Annotated in this window: 14 protein-coding genes; 6 read left to right on the top strand and 8 right to left on the bottom strand. The window is 72.3% G+C overall.

Going from position 1 to position 17,792, the window contains the following annotated elements; genetic code table 11:
- Positions 1–23: 23 nt before the first annotated feature.
- The 3 genes from QFZ82_RS07950 to QFZ82_RS07940 all read right to left on the bottom strand — a co-directional run bounded on the left by QFZ82_RS07950 (position 24) and on the right by QFZ82_RS07940 (position 3,257).
- The gene (locus QFZ82_RS07950) at positions 24–1,196 is read right to left on the bottom strand and encodes an anhydro-N-acetylmuramic acid kinase (protein WP_307712465.1); all 1,173 of its coding nucleotides are present in this window, start codon (positions 1,194–1,196) and stop codon (positions 24–26) included.
- Positions 1,193–2,485: an MFS transporter gene (locus QFZ82_RS07945; protein WP_307712464.1), complete on the bottom strand. Its 1,293-nt coding sequence runs from the start codon at positions 2,483–2,485 to the stop codon at positions 1,193–1,195. Before QFZ82_RS07945 ends, QFZ82_RS07950 begins: the two co-directional genes overlap by 4 nt.
- Positions 2,486–2,651: 166 nt before the next feature.
- The gene (locus tag QFZ82_RS07940; protein WP_307712463.1) at positions 2,652–3,257 is read right to left on the bottom strand and encodes an NADPH-dependent FMN reductase; all 606 of its coding nucleotides are present in this window, start codon (positions 3,255–3,257) and stop codon (positions 2,652–2,654) included.
- Between the two features lie 145 nt (positions 3,258–3,402).
- On the opposite strand from QFZ82_RS07940, the gene QFZ82_RS07935 reads away from it, so the two are divergent.
- Positions 3,403–4,263, top strand: coding sequence for a helix-turn-helix domain-containing protein (locus QFZ82_RS07935; RefSeq protein WP_307712462.1), 861 nt, complete (start codon positions 3,403–3,405; stop codon positions 4,261–4,263).
- Positions 4,264–4,374: 111 nt separating this feature from the next.
- Here QFZ82_RS07935 and QFZ82_RS07930 read toward each other — a convergent pair whose 3' ends face one another.
- Positions 4,375–5,730, bottom strand: a complete 1,356-nt coding sequence (locus QFZ82_RS07930; protein ID WP_307712461.1) for a 6-phospho-beta-glucosidase — start codon at positions 5,728–5,730, stop codon at positions 4,375–4,377.
- A gap of 213 nt (positions 5,731–5,943) precedes the next feature.
- On the opposite strand from QFZ82_RS07930, the gene QFZ82_RS07925 reads away from it, so the two are divergent.
- Both QFZ82_RS07925 and QFZ82_RS07920 read left to right on the top strand, forming a co-directional pair.
- A complete protein-coding gene (locus QFZ82_RS07925; RefSeq protein WP_307712460.1) occupies positions 5,944–7,308 on the top strand; it encodes an MFS transporter in 1,365 nt (454 codons plus the stop codon).
- Complete coding sequence (locus QFZ82_RS07920) at positions 7,211–8,470, top strand: ATP-grasp domain-containing protein (protein WP_307717657.1); 1,260 nt, start codon at positions 7,211–7,213, stop codon at positions 8,468–8,470. Before QFZ82_RS07925 ends, QFZ82_RS07920 begins: the two co-directional genes overlap by 98 nt.
- Before the next feature lie 3 nt (positions 8,471–8,473).
- Here QFZ82_RS07920 and QFZ82_RS07915 read toward each other — a convergent pair whose 3' ends face one another.
- Positions 8,474–10,255, bottom strand: coding sequence for an FAD-dependent oxidoreductase (locus QFZ82_RS07915; RefSeq protein WP_307712459.1), 1,782 nt, complete (start codon positions 10,253–10,255; stop codon positions 8,474–8,476).
- Between the two features lie 115 nt (positions 10,256–10,370).
- Here QFZ82_RS07915 and QFZ82_RS07910 point away from each other — a divergent pair, with 115 nt between their 5' ends.
- A complete protein-coding gene (locus QFZ82_RS07910; protein ID WP_307712458.1) occupies positions 10,371–10,805 on the top strand; it encodes a YchJ family protein in 435 nt (144 codons plus the stop codon).
- Positions 10,806–10,966: 161 nt separating this feature from the next.
- On the opposite strand, the gene QFZ82_RS07905 is transcribed toward QFZ82_RS07910, so the two are convergent.
- A complete protein-coding gene (locus QFZ82_RS07905) occupies positions 10,967–11,224 on the bottom strand; it encodes a hypothetical protein (protein WP_307712457.1) in 258 nt (85 codons plus the stop codon).
- 235 nt (positions 11,225–11,459) lie between these two features.
- Here QFZ82_RS07905 and QFZ82_RS07900 point away from each other — a divergent pair, with 235 nt between their 5' ends.
- The gene (locus QFZ82_RS07900; protein WP_307712456.1) at positions 11,460–13,376 is read left to right on the top strand and encodes a long-chain fatty acid--CoA ligase; all 1,917 of its coding nucleotides are present in this window, start codon (positions 11,460–11,462) and stop codon (positions 13,374–13,376) included.
- 21 nt (positions 13,377–13,397) lie between these two features.
- On the opposite strand, the gene QFZ82_RS07895 is transcribed toward QFZ82_RS07900, so the two are convergent.
- The gene (locus QFZ82_RS07895; protein ID WP_307712455.1) at positions 13,398–14,468 is read right to left on the bottom strand and encodes an ATP-dependent DNA ligase; all 1,071 of its coding nucleotides are present in this window, start codon (positions 14,466–14,468) and stop codon (positions 13,398–13,400) included.
- Positions 14,469–14,520: 52 nt separating this feature from the next.
- Here QFZ82_RS07895 and ligD point away from each other — a divergent pair, with 52 nt between their 5' ends.
- Positions 14,521–15,534, top strand: a complete 1,014-nt coding sequence (gene ligD / locus QFZ82_RS07890; protein WP_307712454.1) for a non-homologous end-joining DNA ligase — start codon at positions 14,521–14,523, stop codon at positions 15,532–15,534.
- 78 nt (positions 15,535–15,612) lie between these two features.
- Here ligD and QFZ82_RS07885 read toward each other — a convergent pair whose 3' ends face one another.
- Entirely contained in the window at positions 15,613–17,766 is a 2,154-nt protein-coding gene (locus QFZ82_RS07885) for an OmpL47-type beta-barrel domain-containing protein (protein ID WP_307717656.1), read from the bottom strand.
- Positions 17,767–17,792 lie beyond the last annotated feature (26 nt).

Genomic DNA, 17,792 nt, shown 5'->3' with positions numbered 1-17,792 from the left:
GGTGATGCAGCGTACGCGTGGGATCAACGGACAGTAAAGACGAGGGAGTTGACGACATCCTTCGCGGGCGGCGGGAGGCGCAGCGGCCCGCTCCCCGGTGTGATCGAGCCGAGCACCCGGGCCGCCCGCGCTCCGGTGCACGAGGGCAGGCTTCCGGGCAGCCCGTGCGCGGTCAGGAACCCCAGTACGGCGAAGGCGTACGCCTCCTTCGCCGCCGACGGCAGCCCGAGGTCGTCGGAGGTGCACAGGCGGATCCCCGCCAGTTCGGCGCGGAGCATCCCCATCAGCGCCGGATTGCGGGTGCCGCCGCCCGAGGCGATCACCTCGGTCGCGCCCAGCGGGCGGACGGCGTCCGCGACCGTGCGCGCGGTGAGGAGGGTGAGCGTCGCGAGGACGTCCTCGGGCGCGAGCGCGCCCAGCCCGGCCAGCGCTGCCCGCAGATGACCGGAATGGAACAGCTCCTTGCCGGTGGTCTTCGGCGCCGGCAGCCGGTAGTACGGCTCCGCCAGCAGCCGTTCCAGCAGCGGGCGGTGGACCCGGCCCGCCGCCGCGAGCGCACCGTCCGCGTCGTACGCCGCCCGGCCGCCGGTCAGTTCGGCCACGGCCGCGTCCAGGAGGGCGTTCGCCGGACCGGTGTCGAAGGCGACCGGATCGCCCGAGCGCGGAACCACGGTCGCGTTGGCGATCCCGCCCAGGTTGAGCGCGACCGGGACCCCCGGCCGTCCCCGCAGCCACAGCACGTCCACCAGGCTCACAAGTGGGGCGCCCTGCCCCCCGGCCGCGATGTCCCGGGGCCGGAAGTCGGAGACGACCGGACGGCCCGTCGCCTCCGCGATCCAGGCGGGCTGTCCCAGCTGCAGCGTGCCCAGGGCCCTGCCGTCGTCCACCCAGTGGTGCACGGTCTGGCCGTGCGAGGCGAACAGCTCGGCGCCCCCGCCGCACAGTTCGCGGTCCGCCCGCTCGGCGACCGCCGCGAAGACCTGCCCGATGCGGGTGTCGAGGCGGCAGACGTCCCCGAGCGTCGTCGTCGCCGGCGGCAGCGCACCCGCGAGCGACGCCCGCAGGTCGTCGTCGTAGCCGCCGCTCACCATGCCGAGAGGTGTCACGTTCAGGGCGTCCCCGTCGAAGCCGATGTCGGCCGCGGCGGCGTCGACGGCGTCGTGGGACGTGCCCGACATCAGGCCGACGACCCTCACCGCAGCGGTCCGCGGTGGTCGTCGCCGCGCAGGCTCAGCAGCGCGAACACACTGACCGCACACGTGGCGGCCGCGTAGTAGGCGGGGATGTCCACGTTGCCCGTTCTCTTGATCAATTCGGTGATGACAAGCCCCGCGCAACCCGAGAACACGGCGTTGGACAGCGCGTACGCGAGACCGAGGCCCGTGCAGCGGACCCGGGTCGGGAACATCTCGGCGAGCATCGCGGGCCCCGGACCCGCCAGCAGCCCGACCACCGCGCCCGCCGCGAACACCGCGAGGCCCTTCAGCGGCGTCGCCGTTTCCGGGTCCTGCAGCAGGTTGATCAGCGGCAGTGCCAGCACCACGACGAGCACGGCGCCGGTCAGCATCACCGCCCTGCGCCCGACACGGTCGCTGAGCGCGCCCGCCGGGACGATGGAGGCGGCGAACCCGAGGTTGGCGAGCACGGTCGCGACCAGCGCCTCCTGGAACGAGGCGTTCAGCGCGGACTGCAGGTACGCGGGCAGCACCACCAGGAACGTGTAACCGGCGGCGGCCCACCCCATGATCCGCCCCGCGCCCAGCAGGATCGCGCGCACCACCTCCGCGGCGGGAGGTGCGGCCACCGGTTCCGCGTCCACGCGCCGGAAACTCGGCGTCTCCTCCAGCCGAAGCCGCAGCCACAGCGCGACCGCCCCGAGCGGCAGCGTCAGCAGGAACGGAAGCCGCCAGCCCCAGTCGTTCAGCGCCCCCTCGGACAGCACCGTCGCCAGCAGTGCCGCGGCGCCGGCGCCGCCCAGCAGCCCCAGCGCCACCGTGAACGACTGCCACGAGCCGTACAGGCCGCGCCTGCCCGCGGGCGCGAACTCGGTCATCAGCGACACCGCGCCGCCGAACTCGCCGCCCGCGGACAGCCCTTGCAGGATCCGCAGCGCGGTCAGCAGCAACGGCGCGGCCGCCCCGGCCGTCGCGTACGTCGGCAGCAGTCCGATCGCCGTCGTCGCCAGCGTCATGAGCGTGATGACGAGGATCAGCGTCGGGCGACGGCCGATCCGGTCGCCGATCCGGCCGAACAGCGCGGCGCCGACCGGCCGGAAGAAGAAGGCCAGGGCGAACGACGCGTAGGTCTTCACAAGGGCCTCGATGTCGCTGCCGCCCTCGGGGGTGAAGAAGTTCGCGGCGATGATCGTCGCGAAGTAGCCGTAGACCCCGAACTCGTACCACTCGACGAAGTTGCCGACCGAACCGGCCAGCAGCGCGCGGCGGGAACGGACGGGCGGGACGGTCTGTTCGGCGGAGGTTGTCATTCCCCTTCTCTGCCCGCCGCGACCCGCCCGAACGCGTCGCCGCCCCGGCCCGATCCGTCGAGCCGGGAGCACGCGCGCGCTGGACCGCCGACGCACGCGCTGGACCGCCGACGCACGCGCCGGACCTTTGCCGCCGCGCCGGACCGCCGACGCACGACCGCCCGTCTCAGGAGGTGACCAGCGGCCGCGCCCGCCGCGCCTCGTTGAGAGCCGTCGCCCACCACTCCAGCTGGTCCAGCAGCACCTTCGCCGCACCGCCCGGGCCCTCGGGCTCGCGCAGCGTGCCGTCGGGGGCGAAGAGCTCGTAGTAGCGCGGGAAGCTCACGTAGTCGCGGACCGTGTGCGCGTGCAGCTCGTTGAACACCTGCCGCAGCTGCTCGATGGCCAGCAGCCCGCCGCTCGCGCCGCTGTAGCCGACGAAGCCGATCGCCTTGGCCTGCCACTCCGTGTAGTGCCAGTCGATGGCCGCCTTCAGCGACGCGGGGAAACTGCGGTTGTAGTCGGGCGTCACGACGACGACCGCGTCGGCCGCCTCCAGCCGCCGCGTCAGCTCCGCCATCCCGGCCGGCCGGTCCATCCCGGGGTCCATGGCGGGCGGCACGGGCGGCAGCTCCAACGGCAGCGGGGTGTCCGCCAGGTCCACGACGTCGACGGTGAACCGGCCGTGCTGTTCGGCCTGTTCGGCGAACCACTTGGCGACCACCGGGCCGAAGCGGCCCTCCCGGACGCTGCCGACGAGCACGGCGAGACGCAGGGTGTTGTTCTCGGACATGGTGATGCTCCTCACGGGATCGGAATCGGCGCCGGAAGCGGCGCGGACACCACGCTGCCGGGCCGGCGGGGGAGGAGGAAGGCCGGGCCGAGACTGGTAGTGGCAGGGCCACGATCCGAGGCCGCCCGGCTGTTACGTTCGAGGGGTGAGCGACAACGAGCTGGGACTGTTCCTGCGCAACCGCCGCGAGGCCCTCGCACCGGCCGACGCAGGGCTCCCGGCGGGCCCCCGCCGCCGCACCCCGGGCCTGCGCCGCTCGGAGCTGGCGACCCTCGCCGGGGTCAGCGTCGAGTACGTGACCCGCCTGGAGCAGGGCCGTGACCGCAGGCCGTCCGCGGCGGTGCTGTCCGCACTGGCCGACGCGCTGCGCCTCGCCCCTGTCGAGCGGATCCATCTGCACCGGCTCTCCAAGGGCGCGGACGGGAACTTCACCTGCATGGGCGACGCCCTGCCCGACCGGGAGGTGCGCCCGCCGGTCCGCGCGCTGCTCGACCGCCTCGAACCGGCGCCGGCCGTCGTGCTCAACCGCCTGAGCGAACTGCTCGCCTGGACCGAGGGCTACGAGCGGCTCGTCCGCCCGCTCGGCCTGCTGGACGGCACCCCGCCGAACCTGGCGCAGTGGGTGTTCACCGATCCGCGGGCGAAGGAGGCGTACCCGGACTGGGACCGGGTGGCCGACGAGCAGGTGGCGGCGCTGAAGCAGGGGCCGTTCCGGGCCGACCGCCATGTGGCGGCGCTGGTGGACCAGTTGACGGTGACGGCGGGGCCCGGGTTCGCGGACCGGCTCGGCACGGTGCCGGGTCTGCCGCGCGCCAACGGCATCACACGCCTGACGCATCCCGGGGCAGGACCGCTGCGGCTGTCCTACGAGACGCTGGAACTGCCCGCGGACGACGACCAGCGTCTGCTGGTCCACCTGCCGGCGGACGAGGCGACGGCGCGCGCCCTCGACACCTTGACGGGCCGCCACCCGGGCGCCCTGCGGGCACTCCGCACCGGTGCGTAAGGCCGCTGCGGCGCGGGGGCACCTGGGGGGCACCTGCCCCGGGCAGGGGCCGGGGCAGGTGCCGCCGACCGCCGGGCGGCTCGTCGTGGGGCGGACTGCTCGGGCGGGCCGTCACGGCAGGCGCAGGTACGCGAGCCCGGCGTGTTCGGCGCGGTAGCCGTCGACGAGGCGGCGCGCGACGCTCACCGAGTCGACGAGCGGATGCAGGGCGAACGCCGTGACCGCATGCGACCGCGATCCGCTGCCGGCCGCGGCCAGCACCTCGCGCTCGACCGCTTTCACAGCGGTCACCAGACCGGTCGCGTGGTGGGGCAGCGGGTCGACGGCGACCGGATGCGCCCCGTTCGCGTCCACGAAGCAGGGGACCTCGACGACGGCGTCCGCGTCGAGGACGGAGAGGGTGCCCTGGTTGCGGACGTTGAGGATCAGCGTGGTCCGCTCGTCGCGCGCGACGGCCCGCATCAGCGCGAGGGCCACCTGCTCGTAGCCGCCGGGCTCCGCGTCCTCAGCGTCCTTTGCGTCCCGCTCGCCCGCCCCGGCCGCCTCCCGGTTGGCCGCCATGTAGGTGGCCTCTCGCTCGGCGAGGGTGCGCCGCCAGGTGGCGAGCGCCGGAGTGCCGGGCCGCTTCATCTCCTCGTAGAAACCGGACTGCTGGGCCCGCAGGAACGCGCCCCGCGTCTGCTTCGCCTCCCGGTAGGCGCGCACGGTCTCCCGGTTGAAGTAGTAGTAGTGCAGGTACTCGTTCGGGATCGCGCCGAGCGAGCGGAGCCAGTCGGGGCCGAAGAGCCTGCCCTCCTCGAAGGAGCCCAAGGCCTCGCTGTCAGCGAGCAGTTCCGGCAGCCGGTCGCGCCCGTCGACGCGCAGCGCGCGCAGCCAGCCGAGGTGGTTGAGCCCGACGTAGTCGGTCCACGCGGTCGCGGGGTCGGCGCCGAGGACCTTCGCGACCCGGAGGCCGAGTCCGACGGGCGAGTCGCAGATGCCGATGACCCGGTCACCGAGGATCCGGCTCATCGCCTCCGTGACCAGACCGGCCGGGTTGGTGAAGTTGATGACCCAGGCGTCGGGGGCCAGCTTCGCGATCCGCCGGGCGATGGCGGTCGCCACCGGTACCGTGCGCAGCCCGTACGCGATCCCGCCCGCGCCCACCGTCTCCTGCCCGAGCACCCCTTCGGCCAGCGCGATCCGCTCGTCGGCCGCGCGCCCTTCGAGGCCGCCGACACGGATCGCGGAGAAGACGAAGTCCGCGCCGCGCACGGCCTCGTCGAGGTCGCGGGTCACCGAGACACGGGGGGCGTCCGGCTGCCCGGCGGCCTGCTCCGCGAGCACCCGCGCGACGGCGTCCAGCCGGTCGCCGTCCACGTCGTACAACGTGACGGCGGTGACCCGGCCCTCGGCGTGATCGCCGAGGAGCGCCCCGTACACGAGAGGCACCCGGAATCCGCCGCCGCCGAGAATCGTGAGCTTCATGCCCGTACGGTACGTCGCGCGCCGCCCGCCGCACCGAAGCCCCCGCAGGGGCGCGGGTCCGACGCCCCGCAGCCGGCCCGTGGCGCGACCTGACGGATCCGCGCGGGGGAACTGATGAAGTCCCGCGGCGCCCGTTCTCCGGCCCGCCGGGGGCTGCTTACGGTCGTGCGCGTCCCCGGCCCGTCACGAGGCCCCCCATCAAGGAGCGCCCCTATGCGCGTCTACCTCGACCGCAACTTCCTGCTGACGTACGCGGCGTCGTTCGTCTCGCTGTTCGGCTCGAAGCTGCTGATGATCTCCTACGTGGCCTTCGTCTACGGCGAGACCGGCAGTGCCACCCTCGCCTCCGCCGTGTTCGCCGCGGACTGGGTCGCCAATCTCTTCGTGGGACTGTTCACCACGCACTACATCGACCGCGCGGACGCCAGGAGGCTGTTGCTGCGGCTCAACCTCGCGGCCGCCGCCGTCACGCTCCTGTTCCTGGCCTGCCTGTCACCGGACCAGTTCCCCGTCGCCGTGGCGGTGATCTTCGTCCGCGCCCTGCTCAACAGCGCTGTGAACGCGGCCCGGGTCAAGGCGCTGGTGCAGTTCTTCGACAAGCGGCAGACCGACCTGTACTCCGCCGTGCTCAACTCCAGCCTCTTCATCGCGATAGCCGTCGCCGGTGCGGCCGGCACGGTCATCCTCCGGTTCGTCGGGATGAGTACGGTCGTGCTCATCGACGTCGCGACCTTCCTGGTGTCCGCCGCGCTGTTCGCGCTCGTGCGGCCCAACAGGGCCCGGATCGAGGAGGCGCGCCGCGCGGCGGGAGACGTGCGGGAGGGCGTCGCGGCGCACGTCCGTTCGGCGGCCCGGATCATCGTCCGCACCCCGGTGGTCTCCACCGCCGTGTTCTACATCGTGCTGACGGTGACGGCCTTCCAGGCGACGTACCTGGTGCTGATCACGGCCGTTCCCGACCTCTGGTTCTCGCTCGGCGAGCCGGGCACCGCGATGTTCTTCACCGCCGAATCCCTGGCCGTGATCGCCGGTCTGTTCCTGTACCAGTACCTCAGCCGCCGGGAGCTGGTGCCCGAGACGCGCCAGCGGCGCCTGAACGCCGCCGTGGCCGGCTTCGCCGTCTGCATGTACGCGGCGCTGCCCGCGGCGCGCTCCAGCCTGGTCCTGGCGCTGGCCGCGTTCGTCGCGATGGTCCTCGCGGTGGAGATGGTCTGGGCCCACCAGTACAAGCGGCTGATCGCCCACACCCCCGAGGCGAAGGTCTCGGCCGTGGTGGGCCTGCTGTCGGCCCTGGGCTACAGCCTGATGGCCGTCTTCGGGTTCGCCTTCTCCTGGGTGATGGACACCCTCGGCGCCCAGTGGGCCGTCACCCTCGATCTCGTCCTCATCGCCCTGCTGGTCACCGGCTGGGAAGCGCGCGCACACCGACTTGGGAGTCGTCATGCGAAAAGCATTCGTCCTGCTCGAACTCGTCAACCACGTGGCACTGGTGGCCAAGGCGGCGAAGGCCCGCGGCCTGACGGTCGTGGTCGTGGGGCAGAACCCGCTGCCGCGGCAGGGCCCGTTCGCCGTTCATGACGGCGTGGTCGACGAGCTGATCCCCCTCGCCTCCTGGTCGGACGCGGACGCCGTACGGGCCGTGCTCGACGACCTGTACGAGCGGTACGAGATAGCCGGCACCTACGCGGCGTTCGAGGCGGCCCTGCCGTACGACGCGGAGCTGCGCGCTCGCGCGGGCCTGCCCACCAGCGGCGCGGACACCCTGCGCGCGGCGCTCGACAAGGGCGAGGTGCGCGACCGGCTGCGCGCCGAGGGCCTGTCCCGTCTGCGTTCGACGACCCTGGCCGGCGCGCTGCGCTGGGACACCTGGGGCTTCGACGGCCCGGCGATCCTCAAGCCGGCGCACGGCACGGGCAGCGCCATGTGCTTCACCGTCGGCTCCCTGGACGAACTCCGCGCGGCGGCCGACGAGATCGAGCGCACACCGCTGGCCGCGGGGATGACCCGCGACTACGTCCTGAGCGGCGAGTTCGTGCTGGAGCAGAAGGCCCAGGGCGAGCTGCTGTCCGTCGAATCGCTCGTGCACGACGGCGAGGTGAAGGTCGTCGGGCTGCTGGGCCGGTACCTGCTGGCCGACGACCCGGTGGTCGAGCAGGCCGCCGTCTTCCCGTACCAGCACCCGCGCTACGCCGAGATCGCCGAAGCGGCGGTGGCCTTCCACCGGTGCCTCGGCATCACGCACGGGCCCACGCACCTGGAGGTGATGGTCCCGGACGACGGTCCGGTGGAGCTGATCGACTTCAACCTGCGTGTGGCGGGCGCGGGCGCCGTACTGCTCTTCGGGCTGGTCCTCGGAACGCCGTACGAGGAGCTGCTGACGGACCTCGGCTGCGGAGGGGCCCCCGACCTCGACGCCCTGAGCGCCACCCGGGGATGGGCCGCGGAGTGCCTGACGCTGCCGCGACCGGGCACCACCGAACTGCGCGACCTGTCCGTCCCCGAGACGGCACGGTTCGTGCGCCCGACCAAGGAACCGGGGCAGCGGCTCACCGGACGCTCGGACCAGCTGGACACCGTCGTCATGTTCGTCGTGACGGCCGCGTCCCCGGAGGAGCTGCACGAGGTGCTGCTGGACGCCCGCCGGCGGACCGTCGTCAACGGCAAGCCGCTCGGCGACAACCCGAACAACCGGCTCATCGCGCCCCAGCACCTGCGCACCTTGGCGGGCCTGGCGGTCTGAGCTCTACCCGACGTCGAAGGCGTTCGGCAGGCCCCACCGGTAACGGGCGCGGTCGTGCCGTTTGAGCGCCTCGAACTCGGGGGCCCGGAACAGCGGTGTCACCGTGCACCGGGGCGCGGCCGAACCGGTCCGCTCCAGCAGGGCGTTGACGGCCTGGCGAGCCGAGGCGTTGGCGCCCTCCATCGTCGCCAGGTCGATGTCGACGCTGACGTAGTCGCCGGCGAGGTAGAAGTTGGGGATCGCGGTGGCGGCCGTGGGCCGGAGGTGGAAGGTGCCGACGGGGTGGATGAGGAGCTCGTCCTCGTTGGTGGGGTTCGGGGTGCCGAGGCCGTCGACGCCCGGGTCGAGGAACCAGGAGTGCAGGGCGCTGTCCTTGAGGACCGTCCGTCCCGTGTCGTTGAGCGCGGCCTTCAGCTGCGCCCACACCTCCTTGGCCACCTCGGCCCGGGTGCACTGCTTGGCGGTCCTGCCGTACAGGATTCCGGGCCGGTCCCACTCGGAGATGTCGACGGACAGGCAGTCGACCACCGTCCCGTCGCCGTAGTCGGCGGGGAAGTCGCGGTCCGGCCAGTGCCCGGCTTGCTGAATGGCCGTCAGTGACCATGGGGAGTCGATGCAGTTGAGATGACCGTGCAGCAGGGGCGCCCGCTCGGTCAGATAGAACTGGATGCCGGTCATCCAGTCGGTGTGCAGCCTGTCGCAGCGGGCGAGCTGCGGGTCGGCGGCCCGCAGGGCCGGTCCCCAGGTGCGCCGCGCGTGCTCGACGGGCATCGCGGAGACGTAGTGGTCGGCGGTCACCGGCCGGCGCGTCCCCTGCGGGTCCTCGACGACGGCGGCCGTGATCCTTCCGCCGCCGTACTCCATCTCCCGTACGCTCCAGCCGACGCGGAACCGGACGCCGAGCGACGTCAGGTGCGCCACCCAGGGGTCGATCCACGCCTCGTTGGTGGGCGCGTCGAGGATGCGGTCGAGGGGGCCGTCGGCGCCGCGGCCCAGCGCGTTGAAGACGAACGCCTCCAGCAGTGTGGCGACCGTGCGGGTGCTCGCCTCCTCGGCCTTGGTGGCCACGATGTTGCGGGTGAGCCCGATCGCGAGGATGCGCTGGTAGTCGTAGCTCATCCGCTCCGCCCGAATGAAGTCCCACCAGGGCGTGCGCTCCCAGACCTCGTCGCGCCGCTCGTCGCAGCTGGTGAGGAAGACGAGCACGCGGTTCTCGAAGTAGGCCGTCTCATGGGCGGGGATGCCGAGCGCGGTGTCCAGCACGGCCGTGAGCGCGCGGCGGATCTCGTCGAGCGTGAGCTCGGCGGGCCGGTGGCCCGGCCAGGGGAGCGGGATGCGCAGGTCCTCGCGGCCGGTGCGGGCGAAGGACATCTCGGGCGGTGCGACCAGGTTGTCCCACACCCCGTTCGCGTTTCCGGGGAAGGGGATGCGCCGCATGGTGTCGGGAAGGTTGTGGTAGATGCCGGGGATGAAGCGGAAGCCGTGCTCCGCCGGTAACGGTCTGCGCCCGCCCCGGCCACTGCCGGGCACGTCCATGCTGCGGGCCTTGCCGCCGAGCGCCCGGCGCTCGTAGACGGTGACCGCGAAGCCGCGCTCGGCGAGTTCGTGCGCGGCCGTCAGCCCCGCGACCCCGCCGCCGAGCACGGCGACCGATCCGGGCGCGGGGGCCGCGGCGGCGGCGGTGACGCCGGCGACCGAGGCGAGTGCCGCGGTGCCGCCGACCGCGGCGGCCCCCGCCATGAACGTGCGCCGTGAGGTGCCTCGTGAGGTGCCCGACCGGTCCATCCGATCCCCCTTTACCGACGGTAACTACCGCGTCCGGCGCAGGAGCATACGGAGAACGCACGTGACCGGGAAGCCACCCGTGGGCCCATTCCCGCAATGGCTGGAAAATGGAGCCATGGCACGACGCATCAAACGCCCCGGGCGCACCGCACAGCCCGCCCTCACCGCCGCATCACCCTGCCCCTGCGGCCTGCCGGCCACGTACGCGGAGTGCTGCGGCCGCTTCCACAGCGGTGAGGAGACGGCGCCCACGGCCGAGCTGCTGATGCGCTCCCGCTACAGCGCCTTCGCCGCACACGACGCGAAGTACCTGCTGCGCACCTGGCACTCCTCGACCAGGCCGCGGCACCTGGAGATCGATCCCGGCATGCAGTGGTCCAGTCTGGAGATCACCGACGTCACCGACGGCAGCGCCTTCCACACCGAGGGCACGGTCACCTTCCGTGCCCGCTACCGCCACCACGGCAAGCGCGGCGAACTGCACGAGCGCAGCAACTTCGCCCGGCAGAACGGCGCGTGGGTGTACGTGGACGGCGCCTTCATCGAGTGAGCCGCCCCTCGTCCGTCCGGGGACGTGACCGAGGCCGAGGACGAACAGGTCCGAGACCGCCCGTGCGGCCGCCGGTTCTCCTTCCGAGTGGCGTGCTCCCGGGTGAGAGGCAGAGGCCGTCCTCCGGGAAGGGGGACGGCCTCTGCTCGGAGCGGGGAGCGTCAGTGGGCGCGGGCGGGCCTGACGGTGAGCCGCGGGTCGTACGCGGCCAGCACCTTGTTCGCCCGTGCCAGCGCGGACAGCGCGTGCTCGCGGTCGGCCCGGTCGTCGGCGCACAGCGGGCCGCGGAAGCGGTACACCTCGCGCGCGGCGCACTCGGCCTCGATCTCGGCGTGCAGGACATGGGCCGGCATGCAGGAGCCGATCATCACTGCCACGCGGTCGGGGATCGGTACCGGGACGATGTTGGAGGCGGTCACGTCAAGTCCTTGTCTGCTTTTCCGTCGGGAGGCCGTCGGTCGGTCGGCCTCCCACCCCTCCATGACTACCGGAGCGGTTTCCGGGTTCCGTGGCGGGGGTGTCTTTGTGCGGCAACGGTTGTCGATCGCCCCGTTGCTTTCTGGATACGCGGGAGTAAGTTGACCCCCGAGTCAGTGCCGAGGTCCCGTCAACTCCCCGCCCGCGTCACGCGCGAACCGCGAACAGGAGCCGACCATGGGCGTACACAAGGATCTGAAGAGGGCGAAAAAGCGAAGCGATCTCGCCGGTCGCGTCCCGGTCGAACTGGTCAGGGAGGACGGCGTCGTACGAGAGGCGCGCACCGCACCGCTCGCCCGGCCGTCCGTCTCCGGCAGCACCGCCGACATACCTTACGCGAACGCGGCGGAAGCACCCGCATCCGTGGTCCTGCGACGCAAGGACGACGACGGCCGGTGGCGTCCCGTGACCGCCGCCGACTTCGCCCGCCAAGTCACCGAAGCGGCCAGGGGATTGATCGCCGCCGGGCTCGAGCCGGGCGGACGGGTGGCCGTGATGTCCCGCACCCGCTACGAGTGGACCGTGATCGACTTCGCGATCTGGGCCGCCGGTGGCCAGAGCGTCCCTGTCTACGCCACCTCCTCGGCCGCACAGATCGCCTGGATCCTCCGCGACAGCGGCGCGCGGCACGTGGTCACCGAGACCGCCGAGCACGCCGGGACGGTGGCCGACGCGGCGCGCGGGCTCGGCGTCGAACCCCGGGTGTGGACGATCGACGACGGCGCGATGGAGACACTCGTCACACTCGGGCGGGACGTCCCCGACGAGGAGATCACCAAGAGGCGGGCCACCCTGACGCCGGACAGCATCGCCACCCTCTGCTACACCTCCGGCACCACCGGTAAGCCCAAGGGCTGCGTCCTGACCCACGCGAACCTGCACGCCGAGGCCGCCAACACCGTGGAACTGCTGCATCCGGTCTTCCGGGCGGTGACAGGGCAGACGGCCTCCACGCTCCTGTTCCTGCCGCTCGCCCACATCCTGGGCCGGACCCTCCAGATCGCCTGTCTGATGGCCCGTATCGAGCTCGGCCACTGCCCGAGCATCAAGCCCGACGAGCTCCGGCCGGAGCTGCGTAGTTTCCGGCCCACCTTCCTCGTCGGCGTCCCCTACCTCTTCGAGAAGATCCACGACACCGGCCGGGCCACGGCCGAGAAGATCGGCCGCGGCGCCTCCTTCGACCGCGCGCACCGCATCGGCGTGCGGTTCGCCGAGGAGTATCTCGCCGCGTTCCTCGGCACCGGCAAGGGGCCGGGAGCCGGCCTCACCCTGGCCTGGGCGCTGTACGACCTGCTGGTCTTCCGGCGCGTCCGCAAGGAGCTCGGCGGCAGGCTGCGGTACGCGATCAGCGGCGGCTCCCCGCTCGACCGCGAGCTGAACCTCTTCTTCTGCGCGGCCGGCATCGTGATCTACGAGGGGTACGGCCTCACCGAGACCACGGCCGCCGCGACGATCACCCCGCCGCTGGCACCGCGCCCGGGGACCGTGGGCCGGCCCGTGCCCGGCACGGCGATCCGCATCGCCGAGGACGGCGAGGTGCTGATCAAGGGCGGCATCGTCTTCGGTGCGTACTGGAACAACGCGGCGGCGACCGACGAGGCCCTCGACGACGGCTGGTTCGCCACCGGAGACCTCGGATCGCTCGACGAGGACGGCTACCTGACGATCACCGGCCGCAAGAAGGACATCCTCGTCACCTCCGGCGGCAAGAACGTCTCGCCCGCCGTCCTCGAGGACCGGTTGCGCAGCCGCCCGCCCGTCGGCCAGTGCATCGTGGTCGGCGACAACCGGCCCTACGTCGCGGCCCTGATCACCCTGGAGCCGGAGGCGGTGGAGCACTGGCTCGCCGTACGCGGACGCCCGAAGGACACGCCGCTCGCGCGGCTGTGCGAGGACCCCGAGCTGATCGCGGACGTCCAGCGGGCCGTCGACCACGCCAACGCGGCGGTCTCCCGCGCCGAGTCGATCCGCCGCTTCCGCCTCGTGCCGGGCGACTTCACGGAGGAGAACGGCCTGCTGACCCCCTCCCTGAAGATCAAGCGCCACGCGGTCGCGGCGGCGTACGCGGCCGAGATCGAGTCGCTCTACGCCTGACGGCACGGGGGTCCGCGCCGCTCACCGCCCGGGGGCCGACAGCACCTCGTCCAGGTCGTACCGCACCGGTTCCTCCAGCTGCTCGTAGGTGCAACCGGAGGGCTCCCGGTCGGGGCGCCACCGCCGGAACTGCGCCGTGTGGCGGAAACGGTCGCCCTCCATGTGGTCGTACGCCACCTCCACCACCCGCTCGGGCCGCAGCGCGAGCCAGGACAGGTCCTTCTTGCCCGACCAGCGGCTCGGCGCGCCGGGCAGCCGCGCGCTCTCGTGCGCCGCCTCCTCCGCCCAGCGTGCCCACGGATGCTCCGAGACGTCCTCCATCCGCAGCGGCTCCAGCTCCTCGACCAGTTCCTCGCGCTTCTTCATGGAGAACGCGGCGCATACGCCGACGTGCTGGAGCGCCCCCGAGTCGTCGTACAGCCCCAGCAGGAGCGAGCCGACGACCGGGCCGCTCTTGTGGAAGCGGTAGCCGGCCACCACCACGTCCGCGGTCCGCTCGTGCTTGATCTTGTACATCAGCCGGGTGTCCGGCCGGTACGGCAGATCCAGCGGCTTGGCGACGATCCCGTCGAGCCCGGCGCCCTCGTACTGCTCGAACCACTCCTGCGCCACCGCCACGTCCGTCGTGGACGGCGCCAGGTGCACGGGCGGCCGAACCCCCGCGAGGGCCTCCTCCAGCTTCTCGCGGCGCGCCTTGAGCGGTGCGTCCAGCAGCGACTCGTCGCCGAGGGCGAGCACGTCGAAGGCGACGAAGCTGGCGGGGGTGCGCTCGGCGAGCATGCGGACCCGGGAGTCGGCCGGATGGATGCGCTCGGTGAGACGGTCGAAGTCCAGGCGGCCCTCGTGGGCGATGACGATCTCGCCGTCCACGACGCAGCGCTCCGGCAGCAGGTCGAGGAACCGGGCGGCCAGCTCGGGGAAGTACCGCGTCAGCGGTTTGCCGGTGCGCGAGCCGATGACGATCTCGTCGCCGTCACGGTGGACGATCGCCCGGAAGCCGTCCCACTTCGCCTCGTAGTGCATTCCGGGCGGGATCTTCTTCACGGACTTGGCCAGCATCGGCTTCACGGGCGGCATCACGGGCAGGTCCATGGCCCGATTCTCCGGCATGCAGCCCCACTCGGCACGGCCTACGCTGGCGGGCATGGCTGGAGCGGTGGAACTCGAAGTGGGGGAGCGCACCGTCCGGGTGTCCAATCCCGACAAGGTGTACTTCCCCGAGCGCGGCTGGACCAAGCTGGACATGGTCACCTATTACCTGGCCGTCGGCGAGGGCATCACCCGGGCCCTGCGCAGCCGTCCCACGACGCTGGAGCGCTATCCCGACGGGGTGACGGGCGAATCGTTCTTCCAGAAGCGTGTCCCGAAGTACCTGCCCGACTGGATCCCCACCGCCCACATCACGTTCCCGTCCGGACGCTCCGCGGACGAGATGTGCCCGGACGAACCGGCCGCCGTCATCTGGGCCGCCAACCTGGGCGCCGTCACCTTCCACCCGTGGCCCGTGCGCCGCGACGACACCGACCACCCCGACGAGCTGCGCATCGACCTCGACCCGCAGCCCGGCACCGACTACGACGACGCCGTGCGCGCCGCCCACGAGCTGCGCGCCGTCCTCGACGAGGCCGGTCTGCGCGGCTGGCCCAAGACGTCGGGCGGCCGCGGCGTGCACGTCTTCGTCCCGATCGAGCCCCGCTGGACCTTCACCCAGGTGCGGCGCGCCGCGATCGCCTGCGGCCGGCAGCTGGAGCGCCGCATGCCGGACCGGGTGACGATCAAATGGTGGAAGGAGGAACGCGGCCGGCGCATCTTCCTCGACTACAACCAGACGGCCCGGGACCGCACCATCGCCTCCGCCTACTCGGTGCGTCCCCGCCCCCACGCCCCCGTCTCCGCCCCGCTGTGCTGGGAGGAGCTCGACGTCGCGCGCCCCGAGGACTTCGACATCAAGACGATGCCCGGCCGCTACGCCCAGGTCGGTGACGTCCACGCGGACATGGACGACCATCGGTTCAGCCTGGAGACGCTGCTGGAACTCGCCCGCAAGGACGAGGCCGACCACGGGCTCGGCGATCTGCCCTACCCGCCGGAGTACCCGAAGATGCCGGGGGAGCCGAAGCGCGTCCAGCCGAGCCGGGCGAAGAAGCCGGCCGACTGACCCGCCCCGCCGCACCGGCGACCGCGGCCCTCCTCCCGGTGTCCGGAAGGAGGGCCGCGGCTCACCGCTCGAGGAGGGCTACAGCTCCTTGATCCTGATGTCGCGGTAGGAGATGACGTCCGTCGTGCCGTGCACCTGGAGCCCGACGTACCCGGAGGCGTAGCGCCGGCCGTCGGTGCCCGGGTCGTCGGAGCGAGGCGGCTCGAAGACCTGGCCCCCGGTGTTGTCGAACTCGTTGATCAGCTTGCCGTTGCGGAACACCGAGTAGTGCTGGCCCTCCACCCTGATCTCGTAGTCGTTCCAGGTGCCCTTCGGGGTGACCCCGGCGCCGCCGAGGCCCACGCGGTCGAATCCGTAGATCGAACCCGACTTGTACATGTCGCCGTCCGGCCGGTCGAGGATCTGCACCTCATGGCCGTACTTGATGGCGACCCACTCCGGACGCGACTCCTCCGGGTTGTCGTGGACGTACGGGAAGCGGACGAAGACACCGCCGTTGGCGTTGCCCGAGCCCGGGGCGTCGTCCCGCCACTGGAGCCTCAGCGAGAAGTCGCCGTACTGCCGCTGCGGGAACCACAGCATGCCCATGCCCGGCACGGTGGTGCTGCTGGTCATGGCGCCGTCGTCGCTCAGCCCGAACCTGCCGCCGCCGACGTGCTCCCACTTCGAGAACGTCTCCTCGGTGCCGTCGAAGAGGTCGCGGTAGCCGGCCGTCTGGCCCGGCCTGCCGATGCCCGACTCCTTGGCCGCGCGGTAGATCGTCCGGTGTTCGCGCTCGTCGATGACGCCGTCGGCGAGCAGCCGGTCGATCACTGCGTCCACGTGCTTGAGGAACAGGGCGTGCGAGGACCAGTCCTTCTCGTCCTCGATCAGCTCGTTGATCGTGCAGCGGCTGCCCGTCATCCGGTTGGGGATGCCGGTGTCCACCGTGCCGACGATCACCGTCGGCCGCTCGTCGTGCTCGGGGCAGGTGGGCGCCGGCACACCGCCGCCCTCGGCCACCGAGAACGCGACGCTCTTCGCCTCGGAGGTGTTGCCCGCCTTGTCCGTCGCCCGGTACAGCACCGTGTGGTAGCCGACCCGGTCGACGACGAGGGGGGTGGTGTACGCGAGGTAGGGGCCGCTGTCGAGCGAGTACTCGATCCGCTCCACACCCGAGCCGGCGTCCGTCGCCGACAGCCTCACCTCGGCCCGCGCGATGTACGCGCCGTCCGAGTTCTTGTCGCCGCTGACGGTGGCCGAGGTCTCCGGCGGGGCGGTGTCGTCGGTCGGCGGGGCGACGACGGTGAAGTCGACCGCCTTCTCGGCGGCCGCGTTGCCCGCCTTGTCGGTCGCCCGGTAGCGGACCTTGTGGGTGCCCGCCTCATGGACCATCACCGGCGCCGTGTACGGCTGCCAGGCGCCGTCGGCACTGAGCGCGTACTCGATCGTGTTGACGCCGGAACCGGCGTCGGACGCGGTCACGGTGACCGTGGCCATGTCCACGTACCGGCCCTGGTCGTCCTTCTCGCCGCTGACGGTGGCCGAGGTCTCCGGCGCGGTGGTGTCGTCGGTCGGCGGGGCGACGACGGTGAAGTCGACCGCCTTCTCGGCGGCCGTGTTCCCGGCCTTGTCGGTCGCCCGGTAGCGGACCTTGTGGGCGCCCACCTCGTCGACGACGACCGGGACGGTGTACGGCTGCCACGGGCCGTCGGCGCCGAGCGCGTACTCGATCCGCTCCACGCCCGACCCCGCGTCGGTCGCGCCCACCGTCACGGTGGCCTGGCCGATGTACGCGCCGTCGGCGTTCCTGTCGCCGTCGACCTTCGCCGTGGTCTCGGGAGCGGTGGTGTCCTCCCCGCCGCCCTCGGTCACGGTCAGGATGCCCTGCATCAGGCCGTGGCCGGGGATCGTGCACTTGAAGAGGTAGCGGCCCGGCGTCAGCGTCACCTCGGCCGTGTGCCTGCCGCCCATGTCGTCGTTCGGGTTCGCCAGGATGTTCAGCGGCACGTCGTGGTTGTACTCGGGGTCGGAGACGTCGAACGTCAGCGTGTGCGGCATGCCGCTCGTGTTGCCGGTGGCCGTGCTGTTCTCGAAGACGATCGTCGCCGGTCCCGCCACCGCCGTGGTGGGGAAGGAGAGATAGCGGTCGATGGGGTCGCCGGCCGTCCAGGTCAGCACCTGGGCAGCCTCGGTCACCCGGTCGTCGTCGCTCTGGCCGTAGGCCACCGCCGACGTCAGGCCCAGCACCATGGCCACCGCGGCCAGCAGGGCCGTCC

The organism is Streptomyces sp. V4I23 (genome assembly GCF_030817975.1).
In the GTDB taxonomy this organism is placed as follows: Bacteria; Actinomycetota; Actinomycetes; order Streptomycetales; family Streptomycetaceae; genus Streptomyces.
The sequence above is the reverse complement of the archived record's forward strand: the minus strand, read 5'-3'. Positions and strand labels throughout refer to the sequence as shown.